Source organism: Salinibacterium sp. (genome assembly GCF_031364185.1).
Classification (GTDB): domain Bacteria; phylum Actinomycetota; class Actinomycetes; order Actinomycetales; family Microbacteriaceae; genus Rhodoglobus.
Genome location: NZ_JANLVV010000200.1, coordinates 35,078 through 49,759, shown reverse-complemented (window position 1 = coordinate 49,759; position 14,682 = coordinate 35,078). Strand labels below are relative to the sequence as shown.

Annotated in this window: 17 protein-coding genes; 16 read left to right on the top strand and 1 reads right to left on the bottom strand. The window is 65.5% G+C overall.

Going from position 1 to position 14,682, the window contains the following annotated elements; genetic code table 11:
• Window positions 1–113 precede the first annotated feature (113 nt).
• A complete protein-coding gene (locus RMN95_RS08835) occupies window positions 114–1,421 on the top strand; it encodes a C40 family peptidase (RefSeq protein ID WP_309616561.1) in 1,308 nt (435 codons plus the stop codon).
• 199 nt (window positions 1,422–1,620) lie between these two features.
• Here RMN95_RS08835 and RMN95_RS08830 read toward each other — a convergent pair whose 3' ends face one another.
• Complete coding sequence (locus tag RMN95_RS08830) at window positions 1,621–2,115, bottom strand: inorganic diphosphatase (protein ID WP_309616560.1); 495 nt, start codon at window positions 2,113–2,115, stop codon at window positions 1,621–1,623.
• A 50-nt stretch (window positions 2,116–2,165) separates the two neighbouring features.
• On the opposite strand from RMN95_RS08830, the gene tilS reads away from it, so the two are divergent.
• The 15 genes from tilS to RMN95_RS08755 all read left to right on the top strand — a co-directional run bounded on the left by tilS (window position 2,166) and on the right by RMN95_RS08755 (window position 14,618).
• Complete coding sequence (gene tilS, locus RMN95_RS08825) at window positions 2,166–3,146, top strand: tRNA lysidine(34) synthetase TilS (RefSeq protein WP_309616559.1); 981 nt, start codon at window positions 2,166–2,168, stop codon at window positions 3,144–3,146.
• 19 nt (window positions 3,147–3,165) lie between these two features.
• Window positions 3,166–3,717 (top strand): hypoxanthine phosphoribosyltransferase, encoded by a 552-nt coding sequence (hpt, locus tag RMN95_RS08820; RefSeq protein WP_309616558.1) that lies wholly within the window; start codon window positions 3,166–3,168, stop codon window positions 3,715–3,717.
• A gap of 143 nt (window positions 3,718–3,860) precedes the next feature.
• The gene (gene ftsH, locus RMN95_RS08815) at window positions 3,861–5,864 is read left to right on the top strand and encodes an ATP-dependent zinc metalloprotease FtsH (RefSeq protein ID WP_309616557.1); all 2,004 of its coding nucleotides are present in this window, start codon (window positions 3,861–3,863) and stop codon (window positions 5,862–5,864) included.
• Window positions 5,865–5,871: 7 nt separating this feature from the next.
• Window positions 5,872–6,438, top strand: a complete 567-nt coding sequence (folE, locus tag RMN95_RS08810) for a GTP cyclohydrolase I FolE (protein WP_309616556.1) — start codon at window positions 5,872–5,874, stop codon at window positions 6,436–6,438.
• On the top strand, window positions 6,435–7,244 hold the full coding sequence (folP, locus tag RMN95_RS08805; RefSeq protein WP_309616555.1) for a dihydropteroate synthase: 810 nt from the start codon (window positions 6,435–6,437) through the stop codon (window positions 7,242–7,244). The genes folE and folP overlap by 4 nt, the downstream gene beginning before the upstream one ends.
• Entirely contained in the window at window positions 7,241–7,660 is a 420-nt protein-coding gene (folB, locus tag RMN95_RS08800) for a dihydroneopterin aldolase (RefSeq protein ID WP_309616554.1), read from the top strand. The genes folP and folB overlap by 4 nt, the downstream gene beginning before the upstream one ends.
• Window positions 7,657–8,166, top strand: coding sequence for a 2-amino-4-hydroxy-6-hydroxymethyldihydropteridine diphosphokinase (gene folK / locus RMN95_RS08795; RefSeq protein ID WP_309616553.1), 510 nt, complete (start codon window positions 7,657–7,659; stop codon window positions 8,164–8,166). The genes folB and folK overlap by 4 nt, the downstream gene beginning before the upstream one ends.
• Window positions 8,163–8,687 carry a DUF3180 domain-containing protein gene (locus RMN95_RS08790; RefSeq protein WP_309616552.1) on the top strand — a complete coding sequence of 175 codons (525 nt, stop codon included), beginning with the start codon at window positions 8,163–8,165 and terminating at the stop codon, window positions 8,685–8,687. The genes folK and RMN95_RS08790 overlap by 4 nt, the downstream gene beginning before the upstream one ends.
• The gene (locus RMN95_RS08785; protein ID WP_309616551.1) at window positions 8,684–9,169 is read left to right on the top strand and encodes a PH domain-containing protein; all 486 of its coding nucleotides are present in this window, start codon (window positions 8,684–8,686) and stop codon (window positions 9,167–9,169) included. Before RMN95_RS08790 ends, RMN95_RS08785 begins: the two co-directional genes overlap by 4 nt.
• Complete coding sequence (locus RMN95_RS08780) at window positions 9,166–10,755, top strand: PH domain-containing protein (protein WP_309616550.1); 1,590 nt, start codon at window positions 9,166–9,168, stop codon at window positions 10,753–10,755. Before RMN95_RS08785 ends, RMN95_RS08780 begins: the two co-directional genes overlap by 4 nt.
• Window positions 10,755–11,471 (top strand): DUF2520 domain-containing protein, encoded by a 717-nt coding sequence (locus RMN95_RS08775; protein WP_309616549.1) that lies wholly within the window; start codon window positions 10,755–10,757, stop codon window positions 11,469–11,471. The genes RMN95_RS08780 and RMN95_RS08775 overlap by 1 nt, the downstream gene beginning before the upstream one ends.
• 94 nt (window positions 11,472–11,565) lie before the next feature.
• A complete protein-coding gene (panC, locus tag RMN95_RS08770; protein WP_309616548.1) occupies window positions 11,566–12,429 on the top strand; it encodes a pantoate--beta-alanine ligase in 864 nt (287 codons plus the stop codon).
• A gap of 150 nt (window positions 12,430–12,579) precedes the next feature.
• Complete coding sequence (locus RMN95_RS08765; protein WP_309616547.1) at window positions 12,580–12,936, top strand: TraR/DksA C4-type zinc finger protein; 357 nt, start codon at window positions 12,580–12,582, stop codon at window positions 12,934–12,936.
• A gap of 12 nt (window positions 12,937–12,948) precedes the next feature.
• Window positions 12,949–14,475, top strand: a complete 1,527-nt coding sequence (gene lysS, locus RMN95_RS08760) for a lysine--tRNA ligase (RefSeq protein ID WP_309616546.1) — start codon at window positions 12,949–12,951, stop codon at window positions 14,473–14,475.
• On the top strand, window positions 14,475–14,618 hold the full coding sequence (locus RMN95_RS08755; RefSeq protein WP_309616545.1) for a hypothetical protein: 144 nt from the start codon (window positions 14,475–14,477) through the stop codon (window positions 14,616–14,618). Before lysS ends, RMN95_RS08755 begins: the two co-directional genes overlap by 1 nt.
• Window positions 14,619–14,682 lie beyond the last annotated feature (64 nt).

Genomic DNA, 14,682 nt, shown 5'->3' with positions numbered 1-14,682 from the left:
GCCACCTACACTTCGAAGTAATGGTCAACGGCGACCCAGTGGATCCCGTGCCCTTTATGGCTGACCAGGGAATCACGCTTGGCTAACCGACGTGGTCAGGTCTTCGAGCGGTAATGCCTGCGCGTCGCCGCCCCTGGGGGGCGCTCATAATCGTGGTCTCGTCGAGCTTGCTGCTGGCCGTCTCGCTGTCGAGTTCGGTCGCAGCGGTGGAGTATCCAACCTGGGATGACGTGCAGTCCGCGCGCCAGAACCAGGCCGCGGCAGCGTCAACGGCGGCGGGAATCGAGGTCTTCCTCGTGACGCTCGAGGCCGAGGCGGCCGAGCTCGGTCGGACAGCACAGATCAGGGGCGAGTCGTACATCATCGCGCGTGAGGCGCTGGATGAGGCATCCACCCGGGCTGGCACGCTTGAATCCCAGGCGCAGGATGCCGCGGCGCGGGCCGATCGCTCGCGCCAGCGTGCCGCGCAGCTCATCTCACAGCTCGCCCGTACCGGCGGCGGACGCCTCAGCCTGAGCCTCCTGCTCAGCCCGGACGCCGATGACCTACTCGGCAGCCTCGCCACGATGACAAAGCTGACCGAGCAGTCGACGCAAATTCTCACCGAGGCGACGCGTGACCGAAACGTCTCCGCATCGCTGACCGACCAGGCGCGAGTGGCCGAGACCGCTCGAACGTCGCTAGCTCGGGATGCCCAGGCCGCGTTGGCCGATGCGAACAGCGCGGCGATCGCAGTGTCGACCCGCCTCGCTGAGCAACGGGCCGCTGCCGACCAGTTGTACGAGCAGCTCGCCGCGCTCAAGGGGAGCACCGCCGACGTCGAGCGGCTCTACATCGAGGGCAAGACTGACGTGCGGCCGGCCCCGGGCTTGCCGGTCGTGCCGCGGCCGACCAGTCCGTCGAACCCCGGCCCGGGTCCCGTCGTGCCGCCGGTCGTCGGGCCACCGATCGCGCCACCAGTGGCCCCACCCGTCGTGACGCCGCCAGTCACGCCGCCCGTGGTGACCGCGCCAGTCGTGACGCCGCCTCCCGCGCCTTCCCCCTCTGCCGTCGAGGCCGCCATCGCGTTCGCGACCGCCCAGCTCGGCGACCGCTATAAGTTCTCCGGGTACGGCCCGGACGAATGGGATTGCTCGGGCCTCACGAAAGCGTCGTATTCCGCGGCTGGCGTGTATATCGGGGCGCACGGATCCACCAGCCAGTACCGCTACCTCAGCGGTCAGGACAGGCTCATCCCGATCAGCCAACTGCAGCGCGGCGACCTGCTTTTTTACTCCGAAGACGGCTCATACATTTACCACACAGCCCTCTATCTCGGAGATGGACGCATGATCGAGGCACAGTACGAGGGCATTCCTGTCAAGGTGTCGAGTGTGCGTTACTACGACCTCGTGTCGTACGTGGGGCGCCCCACTGGCTGAGCGGTCGTCACAGGGACGTGACTGTCAGCGAGACCGCTCAAAGTGTCGCTACGAACGTACTCGTAGCAGCAGTTTGAGCGGTCTCGGCGAAGGTGTCGGCCAGCGCGGCCACAGCGCGGCGGAGGCGGCGGCAGGCCCAGCGGCGGCCCACGTGGTCACCAGCGGCCGCGCGGCCCCACAGGGCAAAGGCGACCGAGGTCTAGTGCTTGCCCTCGGCGGCCAGCTTCGCGATTCCGGCCTGCACGATTGCCTCGGCCTCGGCCGCATCGCCCCAGCCGTCGAGCTTGACCCACTTGCCGGGCTCGAGATCTTTGTAGTGCTCGAAGAAGTGCTCAATCTCTTTGCGGGTGAACTCCGAAATGTCTCCGAGGTCCTGAATGTGGGCCCAGCGCGGGTCTTTCGCCTGCACGCAAATGACCTTCGCGTCGCTGCCGCCGTCATCCGTCATATTAAAGACGCCGACCGGTCGAACGGAGATACCGACACCGGGGAAGGTCGGAGCGTCGAGCAGAATCAGCGCGTCGACCGGGTCGCCGTCGAGGCCGAGGGTGTTTTCGAAGTAGCCGTAATCGGTGGGGTAGGCGAAGCTCGTAAAAAGATAACGGTCAAGGAATACGCGGCCAGTCTCATGGTCGACCTCGTATTTGTTGCGGCTCCCCCGGGGGATCTCGACAACGACGTCGTAAGCGGTCATGGTTGGTGCTCCTCAAAAAGTCTGGTGAATGCTGCCGATAACGTTATCGGATGCAGAACGAGCGACCGAGACTGACCCCAGCGATTGCCGACGTTCGCCGTGCCGTGCGCGTGAGCATCGCCGAGGGTGAGGTGGTGCTCGTCGCGCTGTCCGGTGGCCCCGACTCCCTCGCGCTGGCGGCGGCCACCGCGTTCGAGGCGCCCAGGGCCGGTGCCAGGGCGGGCGCGATCATCATCGACCACGGGCTTCAACCCGGTTCAGTGGATGCCGCGGCAAACGCCCGCGACCATGCCACCGCCCTCGGGCTCGCCCCGGTGGTGGCAAAGACCGTCACCGTGGGGGTGGACGGCGGGCCCGAGGCCGCGGCCCGCACCGCTCGCTACCGCGCGCTCGCAGAGGCGGCGCGCGAACTGGGCGCGACCGCGGTGCTGCTGGGCCACACGCTCGACGACCAGGCCGAGACCGTGCTGCTGGGCCTGGCGCGCGGCAGTGGCGCCGCGAGCCTGCAGGGGATGGCCGCCGAGACCGGCATCTACCGCAGGCCGCTGCTGGGCATCCGGCGCTCGCAGACCGTGCAGTTCTGCAAGGACTCTGGTCTCACGCCCTGGCTGGATCCACAGAATGACGACCCCGCGTTCTCGAGAGTTCGAGTGCGAAAGGTGGTGCTTCCGACGCTCGAGGCCGAGCTGGGGCCGGGCATCAGTGAGGCCCTGGCGCGCACGGCTGAGCAGCTTCGCGAAGACACCGAGGCGCTCGACCACTTCGCCGAGGAGATCGCCGAAGATCTTGCCGAACATTCGGAGGCGGGCATCTCGCTGCCGGTGAGGGCGCTCGCCGCGAACCCGGCGGCGCTCAGGCAGCGGCTGATCAGGCTGGCGGTCGAGAGCGAGTTCCACGTCTCGCTGAGCCGCAGCCAGACCCTCGAGGTGGCACGGCTGGTGACCGACTGGCATGGGCAGGGGCCGATCGACCTGCCGGGCGTTAAAGTGGAAAGGCACGCTGGCCTTCTGTTGTTCAGCACGAATGAATGAGCACAAAGAATAGGACCACATGGAACTCGCGGATGTTGCCGACGACCTCACCGAGGTGCTGCTGACCGAGCAGCAGATCAACGACAAGATCGCCGAGCTCTCACGTCGCGTCGAGCGTGATTATGCAGGGGAGCGGGTGCTGCTGGTTGCGGTGCTGAAGGGGGCGGTTATGGTGATGGCCGACATCGCTCGCGAGCTGAAAATGCACGTCGACATCGATTTCATGGCGGTCTCGTCGTACGGCATGAGCACCCAGTCGAGCGGTGTTGTGCGCATCCTGAAAGACCTCGACACCGACCTGAGTGGCCGTCACGTCATCATCGTTGAAGACATCATCGACTCCGGGCTGACGCTTACCTGGCTGCGGGCCAACCTCGCGAGCCGCGGCCCGGCATCCCTGGAAATCCTGGCATTGCTTCGTAAACCGGATGCCGCGAAAGTCGAGGTCGACGTAAAATACCTCGGGTTCGACATCCCGGACGCTTTCGTCGTCGGCTACGGCCTCGACTTTGCGGAGAAGTATCGCAATCTCCGCGGGATCGCGGTGCTCGCGCCGCACGTCTACTCCTAGGGCACAAACTCGGGTCTTAGGCCACGCACTGAGGTGCCGAGTAACGCCCAAGGCGAACATCCAGTCGGCTTGCAGCGCGGTGACGGTAGCCTTGCGATACGTTTCTCCAGCAGGAAAGGTCTGGGCTCTTCGGCCCGAACATCATGGACTTTAAGCGCATCTTCAAAGGCCCGATCGTCTACATCGTGCTCGCCATCGTCGCCGTATGGATTGGGTCGACCCTGCTCATGGGCGGTGGCTTCAAGGTCATCTCCACCCAGGAGGGGCTTGACCTGCTGACGGGCAGCAATGTCAAGTCGGCCAAGATCGTCGACGGCGAGCAGCGCGTCGACCTCACCCTGTCCCAGGCCGATGGCGACAACGGCAAGCAGGTTCAGTTCTACTACGTCGCCCCTCGTGGTGCAGAGGTAGTCACGGCAATCAATTCCGCCAACGTCAAGTTCGATGACGAGGTGCCCCAGACCAACTTCTTTACCAGCCTGCTCGGCATCCTGTTGCCGTTCCTCATCATCGGGGTGATCTTCTACTTCCTGCTGAGCCGCATGCAGGGCGGTGGCAATAAGGTCATGCAGTTCGGCAAGTCGAAGGCGAAGCTGGTGGGCAAGGAGGCCCCGAAGGTCACGTTCGCCGACGTCGCCGGTGCGGATGAGGCCATCGAAGAGCTTGAAGAGATCAAGGACTTCCTGAAAGACCCGGCCAAGTTCCTCGCCGTGGGCGCTCGCATCCCGAAGGGGGTGCTGCTGTACGGCCCTCCAGGGACGGGCAAGACACTGCTCGCCCGCGCGACCGCGGGCGAGGCCGGCGTTCCGTTTTACACGATCTCAGGCTCTGACTTCGTCGAGATGTTCGTGGGAGTGGGCGCGAGTCGCGTTCGCGACCTGTTTGACCAGGCCAAGCAGAACTCGCCGGCCATCATCTTCATCGATGAGATCGACGCCGTCGGTCGTCATCGCGGGGCCGGTATCGGCGGTGGCAACGACGAGCGCGAACAGACGCTCAACCAGCTACTGGTCGAGATGGACGGCTTCGACGTCAAGACAAACGTCATCCTGATCGCGGCAACAAACCGGCCAGACGTGCTCGACCCCGCGCTGCTGCGCCCGGGCCGCTTCGACCGTCAGATCGGCGTTGACGCTCCCGACCTCCAGGGTCGTAAACAGATTCTGCAGGTGCACGCCAAGGGCAAGCCCATGGCCGAGGGAGTCGACCTCGAGGTGCTCGCTCGCAAGACTCCGGGCTTCACCGGCGCCGACCTGGCAAACGTGCTGAACGAGGCCGCTTTGCTCACCGCGCGCAGCAATGCGCAACTCATTGATAACCGGGCACTGGATGAGGCCGTCGACCGCGTCATGGCCGGCCCGCAGCGCCGCACGCGCCTGATGAACGACAAAGAGAAGCTCATCACCGCGTATCACGAGGGTGGTCACGCCCTCGCTGCGGCGAGTATGCGCAACACCGACCCGGTCACGAAGGTCACTATCCTGCCGCGGGGCAGGGCACTCGGCTACACCATGGTGCTGCCGCTCGAAGACAAGTACTCGATCACGCGCAACGAACTGCTCGACCAGCTCACCTACGCGATGGGTGGCCGCGTCGCCGAAGAAATCGTGTTCCACGACCCGACAACCGGCGCATCCAACGACATCGAGAAGGCCACCGCGATCGCTCGCAGGATGGTGACCGAATACGGGATGAGCGCCAAGGTCGGCTCTGTGAAACTCGGCCTCACCGCGGGCGAGCCGTTCCTCGGTCGTGACATGGGAGCCAGCCGCGACTACTCAGACACGATCGCCGAGACGATCGATGAGGAGGTGCGCAAGCTCATCGACGAGGCGCATGACGAGGCGTGGCAGGTGCTGAACACGAACCGGGACACTCTCGACAGGCTCGCTACCGAGCTGCTCGAGAAAGAAACGCTCGATCACATCCAGTTGGCCGAGATTTTCGTGGGTATCGAGAAGCTGCCCGAGCGCCCACTATGGCTGTCAAGCGTGGCCCGTCCACTATCGGACCGTCCGCCCGTGAAAGTGCCGGCCAAGGCTCCGGTCGACTCGGGGCTTGTCGAAGGCGGTGTCGAGTCAGACACCTCTGCCGCCCCCTCGCGCCCGCCGCGCCCGCGCAAGACCCCCGGCATCGCTACCGCCTAGCACGCCCATGGCTGTCGACTCCGGACGCATCGAAGCTGCCGTTGCCGAGATTCTCGCCGCCATCGGCGAGGACGCGACACGGCCGGGCCTCGTGGCGACCCCGAAACGAGTCGCCGAGGCCTATGCCGAGTTTTTCGCCGGTGTCGGCGCAGACCCGGCCCGGCTCCTCGCCGACAGTGTGCCGAGCGATCGGCTGGGCGAGTTGGTGCTGCTGCGCGACATCGAGTTCCGCTCCATCTGCGAACACCACCTGCTTCCGTTCGTCGGGGTCGCCCACGTCGCCTATGTGCCCGGTGATCGCATTGTCGGGCTCGGGCGGCTGCCGAAGGTCGTCGAGACCGTAGCAGCACGGCCCCAATTGCAGGAGCAACTCACCGAACAGATCGCGGACGCCATCGACACCGGACTGTCGCCGCTCGGTGTACTCGTCGTGGTTGATGCCGTGCACGGTTGCGTTACCGCCCGCGGTCCGCGGCAAATCGGCAGCTCCACCGTCACGATGGCGTCCAGGGGAACCCTGTCAGACCCGGTGCAGCGCGCCGGCGTGCTTTCGCTCATCGGCGGCCACTCGTGACGCGGCCGAGGGTATTCGGAATTCTCAACGTCACCCCGGATTCGTTCAGCGACGGCGGGCAGTTCTCCGACCTTGCCGAAGCCATCGGTCGCGGGATCGAGCTGTGGGAGCAGGGCGCTGACGTGGTCGATGTGGGAGGGGAATCCACCCGACCGGGTGCGACACCTGTCGACATCGATGAGGAGCAGGCGCGGGTGCTGCCGGTGATCAGGGGCCTGGTCGCCGCCGGGGTGCCGGTGAGCGTTGACACCATGAACGCCGACACTGCTCTCGCGTCGGCAGCGGCCGGGGCATCCATCATCAACGATGTCTCGGGAGGCCTGGCCGACCCGCTCATGTACGAGAGGGTCGCCGAGACCGGTCTTGGCTACATCGCCATGCACTGGCGTTCCTACGCGAAAGGATCGGGGGCGATCGACGAGTACGACGATGTCGTGACGGATGTTCGCGCCGAACTCGCCCAACGGATGGCGGCCCTCGATTCCGCCGGCGTCGACCTGGCGAAGGTGATCATCGACCCCGGGCTCGGCTTCGCCAAAACTCCCGAACACAACTGGCGCCTGCTGGCGGGGCTCAGCGCGCTCGAGACACTCGGCTGTCGGGTGTTGGTGGGCGCCTCGCGCAAGAGATTTCTCGGCGATCTGCTCTCGGATGACGCAACAGCAGCCGACCGAGACCTGCCGACGGCCGTGGTGACCGCACTCGCCGCAGACGCGGGAGTGTGGGCCGTGCGAGTGCACGACGTGGCATCAACCAGGGCCGCACTCGGTGTGTGGTCCGCCTGGCAGAACGGACGTGACGCATGACCGCAGCATTCGATTCACCGCTCGACACCATCACGCTCACCGGCCTGCGGGCGAGCGGGTTCCACGGTGTTCTGGAAGAAGAGCGCCGCAACGGGCAGGTTTTCGTCATCGACGTCATGGTGCACCTTGACCTGCGAGCCGCCGCGGACACTGACGATCTGGAGCAGACCGTGCACTACGGGGCGCTCGCCGAGGACGTGGTTGCCGCCGTCGAAAGCGACCCGGTCGACCTGATCGAGACCGTGGCCGAGCGCGTTGCCAGCGTGGCCCTGGCGCACGCATCGGTGAAGGTTGTGGTGGTCACCATCCACAAGCCGAGTGCGCCAATCACCGTGCCATTCGACGACGTCGCCGTGACGATCACCCGGTTCGCTGACGCGTCGCCGCGCACCACGATCGGGTTTGGGAAGCGATGATCGAGCACCCCGCAGTCCTGGCGCTGGGCAGCAACTTGGGCGACCGCGAGCTGACGCTGCGGCAGGCGGTACGCGACATCTCGGCCTTGGACGGGATCGTGCTGGTGGCGGCATCCGGAATCGTCGAGACCACCGCTCTGAAGCCCGACGGCGTTGATCCGGATGCCCCGCCCTACCTCAACGCGGTCGTCACCATTCGCACCACCTTCGAACCGCGGGCGCTACTCGCGGCCGTCAATGCCATCGAGGCGGGGCATGGACGGGTGCGCGACATCCGGTGGGGAGACCGCACCCTCGACATCGACATCATCTCGTTCGGAACTCTCGAGCTGGATTTGCCCGAGCTGACCATTCCGCACCCCCGTGCCGCCGACCGCGCGTTCGTGTTGGCGCCCTGGGCGCAGATTGAACCCAACGCCATCATCGTCGGCCGCGGTCGCATCACCGACCTGCTCGAGCACACCGAGGATCGGGCCGTGCCCTACCCATCGGAGACGCTGCTGTGACCCGCACCCCGCCCCTCACCCTGCTGCTATTGGCCGTCCTCGGTGGCGGCGTGATGTGGTTCATCGAGACCGCGCTGGCCTCCTCGGGGCGCGCCGTGATCATCCCTCCGATCACTCTCGGCGTGGCTCTGCTGCTGATCGGCATCATCATCGTGCTGATGGCGCTGCCGGTGCGTAAGGTTTCGCGAGGGGTCGCCCACGCGCGGGTCGACCCGTTCTACGCCACCAGGGTGGTGATGCTCGCAAAGGCATCGAGCCTTGGCGGGGCAATCCTCGGCGGCGCCGGCATTAGCATTGTGGGCTTTCTGCTGAGCCGCTCCGTAGTTGCCGCGCCCGGCGCGGTGACAATGTCGGTTACATCGGCGGCGGGTGCGATACTGCTGCTGGTGGCCGGGCTGGTCGCTGAGCATATGTGTGCTCTTCCGCCCGATGACACGAGGCCCGGCAACACCAGGCCGGGCGACACACGATCTGGCGACGAACGGCAGGGCGGCAGCCCCAATACCCGAGGAATTACATGACACGCATGCTTGAGATCCCGGGCACCGAGTGGCGCGGGGTGTCGCCCAGGTACATCGTGGTCGATCTCGTCGGCACGCTGTTCTTTGCGATCATTGCCGTCGGGGCGGCATCAATTCCCGCCATCCTCTCCGGCAACGTCTACCTCTGGGCGATACCGGCATCCCTCGCCGTGATCTTCATCATCACCCTCGCGCTCACGCCGCGTCGGGTTCGCGCCATTGGCTACCAGCTTCGGGATGACGACCTGCTGTTTCGCCGGGGCCTGCTGTTCCAGAGGTTTGTGGCCGTGCCCTACGGGCGTATGCAGCTCGTCGACATCAATCGAGGCCCGCTCGATCGCGCGGTCGGGCTCAGCGAGTTGAAGTTCGTGACCGCCGCCGCCGCGACGGGTGTGGTGATCCCCGGGCTGGTCGCCGCCGAAGCCGATGAGTTGAGAGACAGGCTGGTGGAGCTGGCCGAAAGCCGCAGGGCCGGGCTGTGAGTCGGCGCGCACCAGGCGAGAGGATCGGCACCGGCGCGAGACTCGCCGACGGCCAGTGGCACCGGCTACACCCGGCAACGCCGGTGCTGAAGGGTGGCATTGCCCTGGTGGCCATCGTGGGTGTGATCATCGTGAACCTGCGCGACCTGTTCATCAACATCATCATCGGCGGTGGCGACTCGGGCGGCGAAGAGTATGACCCGCTGGTCTGGATCTACGAGCACGAATTCGCCGGCCTCGTCCTGCTGGCCATCCTCGGCGGCGTGCTGCTCTTCGTGGGCGGTTTCTACGTGTCATGGCGCATGCATACCTTCCGTATCACCGAAGAGCTGGTCGAGGTGCGCAGCGGCATCCTGTTTCGCACCAATCGTCGGGGTCGGCTCGATCGCATCCAGGGCATCAACCTCACCCGCCCCTTCCTGGCGCGACTGTTCGGCGCTGCACGACTCGAGATCACCGTGGCAGGCCAGAACGCAAACGTGCAGCTTGCCTACCTTGGCTCTGCTGCCGCGGATGAGTTGCGCCGCGAGATACTTCTCCTTGCCTCCGGCTCCCAATCTTCGGCCGTCGAAACGACGGCGGCGGGCGGTGTGATCGGCCAGCGCGTCACCGAACTTTTCGCCCCGGAACGCGACCCCAACGTCGCGCCGCCGGAATCCGTGGTGAATATGCACCTGGGCAGGGTCATCGGGTCTCTGCTACTCAGCGGATTCACGGTGATCATCCTCGGTGGGATTATCGCACTCACGGTGGTAACGGCGACGACGCGAGAACCCTACTTCCTTTTCGGTTTCGTGCCCGGAATTATCGGCATGAGTGGCTACTACATTTCCCGGTTCACGCGGTCGCTGAGGTACAGCATCGCGGGTACGCCGGATGGCATTCGAGTGGGCTTCGGTCTGCTGTCGACGAGCAATGAAACTCTGCCGCCCGGTCGCATCCATGCCGTTCAGGTCAACCAGCCGCTGTTGTGGCGGGCCGCGGGCTGGTGGGAGATCAAGGTCAATCGCGCCTCGAACTCGTCGGCGAGCGGCGCGGGGGGCCAGGCGAACACCACGATTCTGCCGGTCGGCAACCTCACCGACACCCGGCGTGTGCTCGAGCTGGTGTTGCCCGGGTTGGTCGATCCCGCAGCGATCGACCTGCTGATTCGTGGAATGCTGTCGAAGGGTGGAGACGACGGGTTCACTAACTCCCCACGTCGCGCCCGCATCATTCGCTGGTTCTCGTGGAAGCGCAATGGCTTTGCCATCGTCCCTGGGGCGGTGATGTTTCGACGCGGAGCGATTTGGCGCGAGCTGGTCGTGGTGCCGCAGGCGCGATTGCAGAGCCTCGGGATGCACCAGGGGCCGCTACTGAGGCGACTGCATCTGGCCTCGCTGACCGTGCACACCGTGGCTGGCCCGGTCGTCGCAAGGCTGGGCGCCATAGATGCGGCAGATGCTGTCGCCGCATTCGCCGCCATCGAACGCGCGGCGGTCAGCTCAGCGGATGCCGACACCAGCCATCGTTGGCGCTCGAGCGTGCCTTCGGCCGTGGACGGCGATCCGGAGCATACCGAACCCTCCCAGGCAGGCCGCCGCTGATGACAACTCCCTCCGGGCGCCTGGGCGTCGGCATCATCGGCGCTGGTAGGGTAGGGCCCGTTATCGCAGCCGCACTCGCTGGCGCTGGCCACGCCATCGTCGGAATTGCCTCGGTATCGGAAGAGAATCGCGATCGCGCGAGGGCCATGCTGCCTGAGGTGCCGATCCTTGAGATTCCCTTGCTGCTGGAGCGCAGCGAGCTGGTCATCCTGGCAATTCCGGAGGCTGAGATCGAGTCACTGGTGGCGGGCCTCGCAGCCACCGGGTCATGGCAGCCGGGCCAGCTCGTGCTGCACACGGCGCCGGGGCTCGGATGTGCGGTGCTCGCTCCGGCGGTGGCCGCTGGCGTCATTCCGCTGGCCGTCCACCCCACGATGGTGTTCACCGGCACTTCACTAGATCTGGTCAGGATGCGCGAGAGTTACTTCGCCGTCACCGCGCCGACCCCGGTGTTGCCCATCGGCCAGGCGCTCGTGGTCGAGATGGGCGGGGAGCCGATCATCATCGCCGAAGCCAACCGGGCGGCCTATGCGGACGCGGTATCGACCGCGGCCAGCTTCTCAGCATCAATAGTGCGACAGTCCACCGCAATGCTGGCCGAACTTGGCATCGAGTCTCCCGGAATGGTGCTGGGACCGCTGTTGCGCTCGTCGGTCGAGACAGCCCTGCAGGAAGCCGGGGGCGACTTCGACCTGCTGCGGGGCATCCAGCGCTAGCGGCGGCCGGTCATCCGGCGCAGCACACCGCTTATACGATCGAGGTAGCCAGACCTGCCCACCGGGCTGTGCACGACACGTTGGAGGATTCACGGTGACTGTGGCGAAGAGGCCGATCGTAGTCGAGACGATCCGCGGGATGCGGGAGGCGCTCGCGGCCGAGCGTGCTGCTGGCCACAGCATCGCTCTGACGCCTACACTCGGTGCCCTGCACGACGGGCACCTCGCCCATGTCCAACGCGCCGCCGAGCTCGCCGACGTTTTGGTTGTCTCGATCTTTGTCAATCCAACACAGTTTCCTGATGCCGCCGATCTTGCTAAGTACCCGCGTACCCTCGATGCCGACCTGTTGGTGCTCGACGCGGCCGGTGTGCACTACGTCTTCGCGCCCAGTGTAGAAGAAATGTACCCCGGCGGCCCTACCCAGACCACGGTCACTGCGGGCACGGTCGGGCGGCTGTTCGAGGGGGCTTCGCGACCCGGCCACTTCGACGGGGTGTTGACGGTGGTGACCAAACTGCTCGACATCGTGACCCCGAATGTCGCTACTTTTGGCCAGAAAGACGCCCAACAGCTGTTTCTCGTGCGCCGCATGGTCGGCGACCTGAACCTTCCGGTGCGCATCGAGGCGATCGAAACGGTCCGCGAGTCGGATGGCCTCGCACTGTCCAGCCGCAACCAGTTTCTCGACGCAAACCAGCGCAGAGCGGCGCGAACCCTCTCCGTCGCGCTCGAGGCGGTATCGTCATCGGCCGACCGCGGTCTCGACGCGGCACTGGCGGCCGGGCAGGGGGCACTCATGGGCGAGTCGCTCGTGCAGCTCGACTATCTGAAAATCGTGCATCCACAGACCTTTATGCCAGTGGATGACGACTACCGCGGCGCCGCCGTCGTCATTGTCGCGGCGCAGTTAGGCAGCACTCGCCTCATCGACAACGAGTCCATCTACCTGGGCTGACCGTTCCCCTACCTGGGCGGATGCGCCCCACGGCCGCCGCGGCGCTGCCAAGGGTCTGGGGCACGGTGTCTCGTTTTCGTGATGTCAGTTGCGACTGACATCAACCCGAACTGACATCGCTTTTCGCGAACGTGGGTAGGCTGTCGCTCCATGTCAGACCACCGCGCGATCCTTTCAGAGCACCTGCGTGACGCCCGAGCGTTGGTGGACACGCTCGAGTGGCAGCGCACGGCGATGGTGGAGGCATCCATTGCGTCGAACGCCGACGATGAGCACGATCCCGAGGGCGCCACCATCGCCTTCGAGCGCGCGCAACTGGATGCCACCATCGTCGAGATTCGCCATCGGATCACCGAACTCGCCGCGGCGCTGTCGAGAGTGGATGACGGCACCTACGGAATCTGCATCCACTGCGGGTTACCCATCCCGCCGGCGCGGCTTGAGGCTCGCCCATCGGCTACCGCCCACGTGGACTGTGCCCCGGGAGCACCGGCGCCGTCCCGGTAACATGGGATCGCTATGAGCGACGATCACACCGAGCCTGCCCCCACCTCCCACGACGGAGCCGACGAATCCGGCGCCGCCGAGATTTTCGAGCAGAAGGCCGTGCGCCTTGCCAAGCGCGAGCGGCTCATTGCCAGCGGTCGCCAGGCGTACCCGGTGGGGGTGCCCATCACAACGACGATCCCCGCGGTGCGCGAGAAGTATGCACACCTGGTCGCGGATGACACCACAGCAGATATCGTCGGCATCGCCGGTCGCGTGGTGTTCGCCCGCAACACCGGCAAGCTCTGTTTCGCGACCCTGCAATCTGGTGACGGATCCCGGATCCAGGCCATGGTGAGCCTCGCGGAGGTGGGCCAGGAGTCCCTCGACGAGTGGAAGGAGTTCATCGATCTCGGCGACCACGTGTTTGTCAGCGGCGAGGTGATCTCGAGCCGTCGTGGTGAGCTCAGCGTGCTGGCGAAGTCCTGGCAGATCGCGTCGAAGGCGGTGCTGCCGCTGCCGACCATGCACTCCGACCTCAGCGATGAGTCGCGGGTGCGCAGTCGTTACCTCGACCTCATCCTGCGCGAGCAGGCCCGATCCACCGTGCGTGCTCGCGCCGCGGTCAATGCCTCGCTGCGCGCGACGTTCGCCGCGCAGGATTACCTCGAGGTCGAGACCCCCATGCTGCAGGTGATGCACGGCGGTGCTTCCGCTCGCCCATTCGCCACCCACAGCAACGCCTTCGATACCGAGCTGTTCCTGCGCATCGCACCCGAACTGTTCCTCAAGCGAGCGGTCGTCGGCGGCATCGACAGGATCTTTGAGATCAACCGCAACTTTCGCAACGAGGGAGCTGATTCAACCCACTCGCCCGAGTTTGCGATGCTCGAGGCCTATGAGGCTTACGGCGACTACAACAGGATGGCCGACCTCACCCAGCAGCTCGTGCAGAACGCGGCGCTCGCGGTGGCCGGCCAGCTCGTCGTGACGTGGGCCGATGGCACCGAGTACGACCTGGGCGGCAGCTGGGATCGGGTGTCGATGTATGAGTCTGCCGCCGCGGCATCCGGGCTCGATATCACGCCCGAAAGCCCGTTCGACTACCTGGCCGAGCACGCCGCGAAGGTGGGCATCGAGGTCGAACACCCCACTCACGGCAAGCTCGTGGAAGAGCTGTGGGAGCATTTTGTAAAGCCCGACCTCACGCGCCCGACCTTTGTGAAGGACTTCCCGGTCGATACCAGCCCCCTCGTGCGCGACCACCGCACCATCGCCGGGGTGGTCGAGAAGTGGGACCTGTACATTCGAGGCTTCGAGCTGGCGACCGGATATTCGGAGTTAGTCGACCCCGTCATCCAGAGGACACGTTTCGTCGAGCAGGCCCTGCTCGCCTCTCAGGGCGACGTTGAGGCGATGCGACTCGATGAGGAATTCCTGCGAGCGCTTGAGCACGGGATGCCGCCCACCGGGGGCATCGGCCTCGGAATCGATCGACTGCTCATGGCCATCACGGGCCTCGGTATCCGCGAGACGATCCTGTTCCCCCTGGTGAAGTGATGGCCGACCTGAAACTTCCGGGAGAGGACAACGAAAAGAAGGGCGTCTCGTTCACTCGCATCGTGATCTGGGTCCTGGTCGGCGGGGTGGGCCTCTACCTCGTGATCTCAGGTGTCGTCGGGATCCTGGTCAAGGCGAGCTGATGAACCGCCGGACGTCGCGGCTCCTCACTGGCATCGCACTGGTGGGGATGCTTGTAGTTATTGC

Excerpts from the sequence above, each read along its gene's own strand:
- RMN95_RS08835 (WP_309616561.1), top strand. The coding sequence starts at position 114 with ATGCCTGCGCGTCGCCGCCCCTGGGGGGCGCTCATAATCGTGGTCTCG.
- RMN95_RS08830 (WP_309616560.1), bottom strand. The coding sequence starts at position 2,115 with ATGACCGCTTACGACGTCGTTGTCGAGATCCCCCGGGGGAGCCGCAAC.
- tilS (WP_309616559.1), top strand. The coding sequence starts at position 2,166 with ATGCAGAACGAGCGACCGAGACTGACCCCAGCGATTGCCGACGTTCGC.
- hpt (WP_309616558.1), top strand. The coding sequence starts at position 3,166 with ATGGAACTCGCGGATGTTGCCGACGACCTCACCGAGGTGCTGCTGACC.
- ftsH (WP_309616557.1), top strand. The coding sequence starts at position 3,861 with ATGGACTTTAAGCGCATCTTCAAAGGCCCGATCGTCTACATCGTGCTC.
- folE (WP_309616556.1), top strand. The coding sequence starts at position 5,872 with ATGGCTGTCGACTCCGGACGCATCGAAGCTGCCGTTGCCGAGATTCTC.
- folB (WP_309616554.1), top strand. The coding sequence starts at position 7,241 with ATGACCGCAGCATTCGATTCACCGCTCGACACCATCACGCTCACCGGC.
- folK (WP_309616553.1), top strand. The coding sequence starts at position 7,657 with ATGATCGAGCACCCCGCAGTCCTGGCGCTGGGCAGCAACTTGGGCGAC.
- RMN95_RS08785 (WP_309616551.1), top strand. The coding sequence starts at position 8,684 with ATGACACGCATGCTTGAGATCCCGGGCACCGAGTGGCGCGGGGTGTCG.
- RMN95_RS08775 (WP_309616549.1), top strand. The coding sequence starts at position 10,755 with ATGACAACTCCCTCCGGGCGCCTGGGCGTCGGCATCATCGGCGCTGGT.
- RMN95_RS08765 (WP_309616547.1), top strand. The coding sequence starts at position 12,580 with ATGTCAGACCACCGCGCGATCCTTTCAGAGCACCTGCGTGACGCCCGA.
- lysS (WP_309616546.1), top strand. The coding sequence starts at position 12,949 with ATGAGCGACGATCACACCGAGCCTGCCCCCACCTCCCACGACGGAGCC.
- RMN95_RS08755 (WP_309616545.1), top strand. The coding sequence starts at position 14,475 with ATGGCCGACCTGAAACTTCCGGGAGAGGACAACGAAAAGAAGGGCGTC.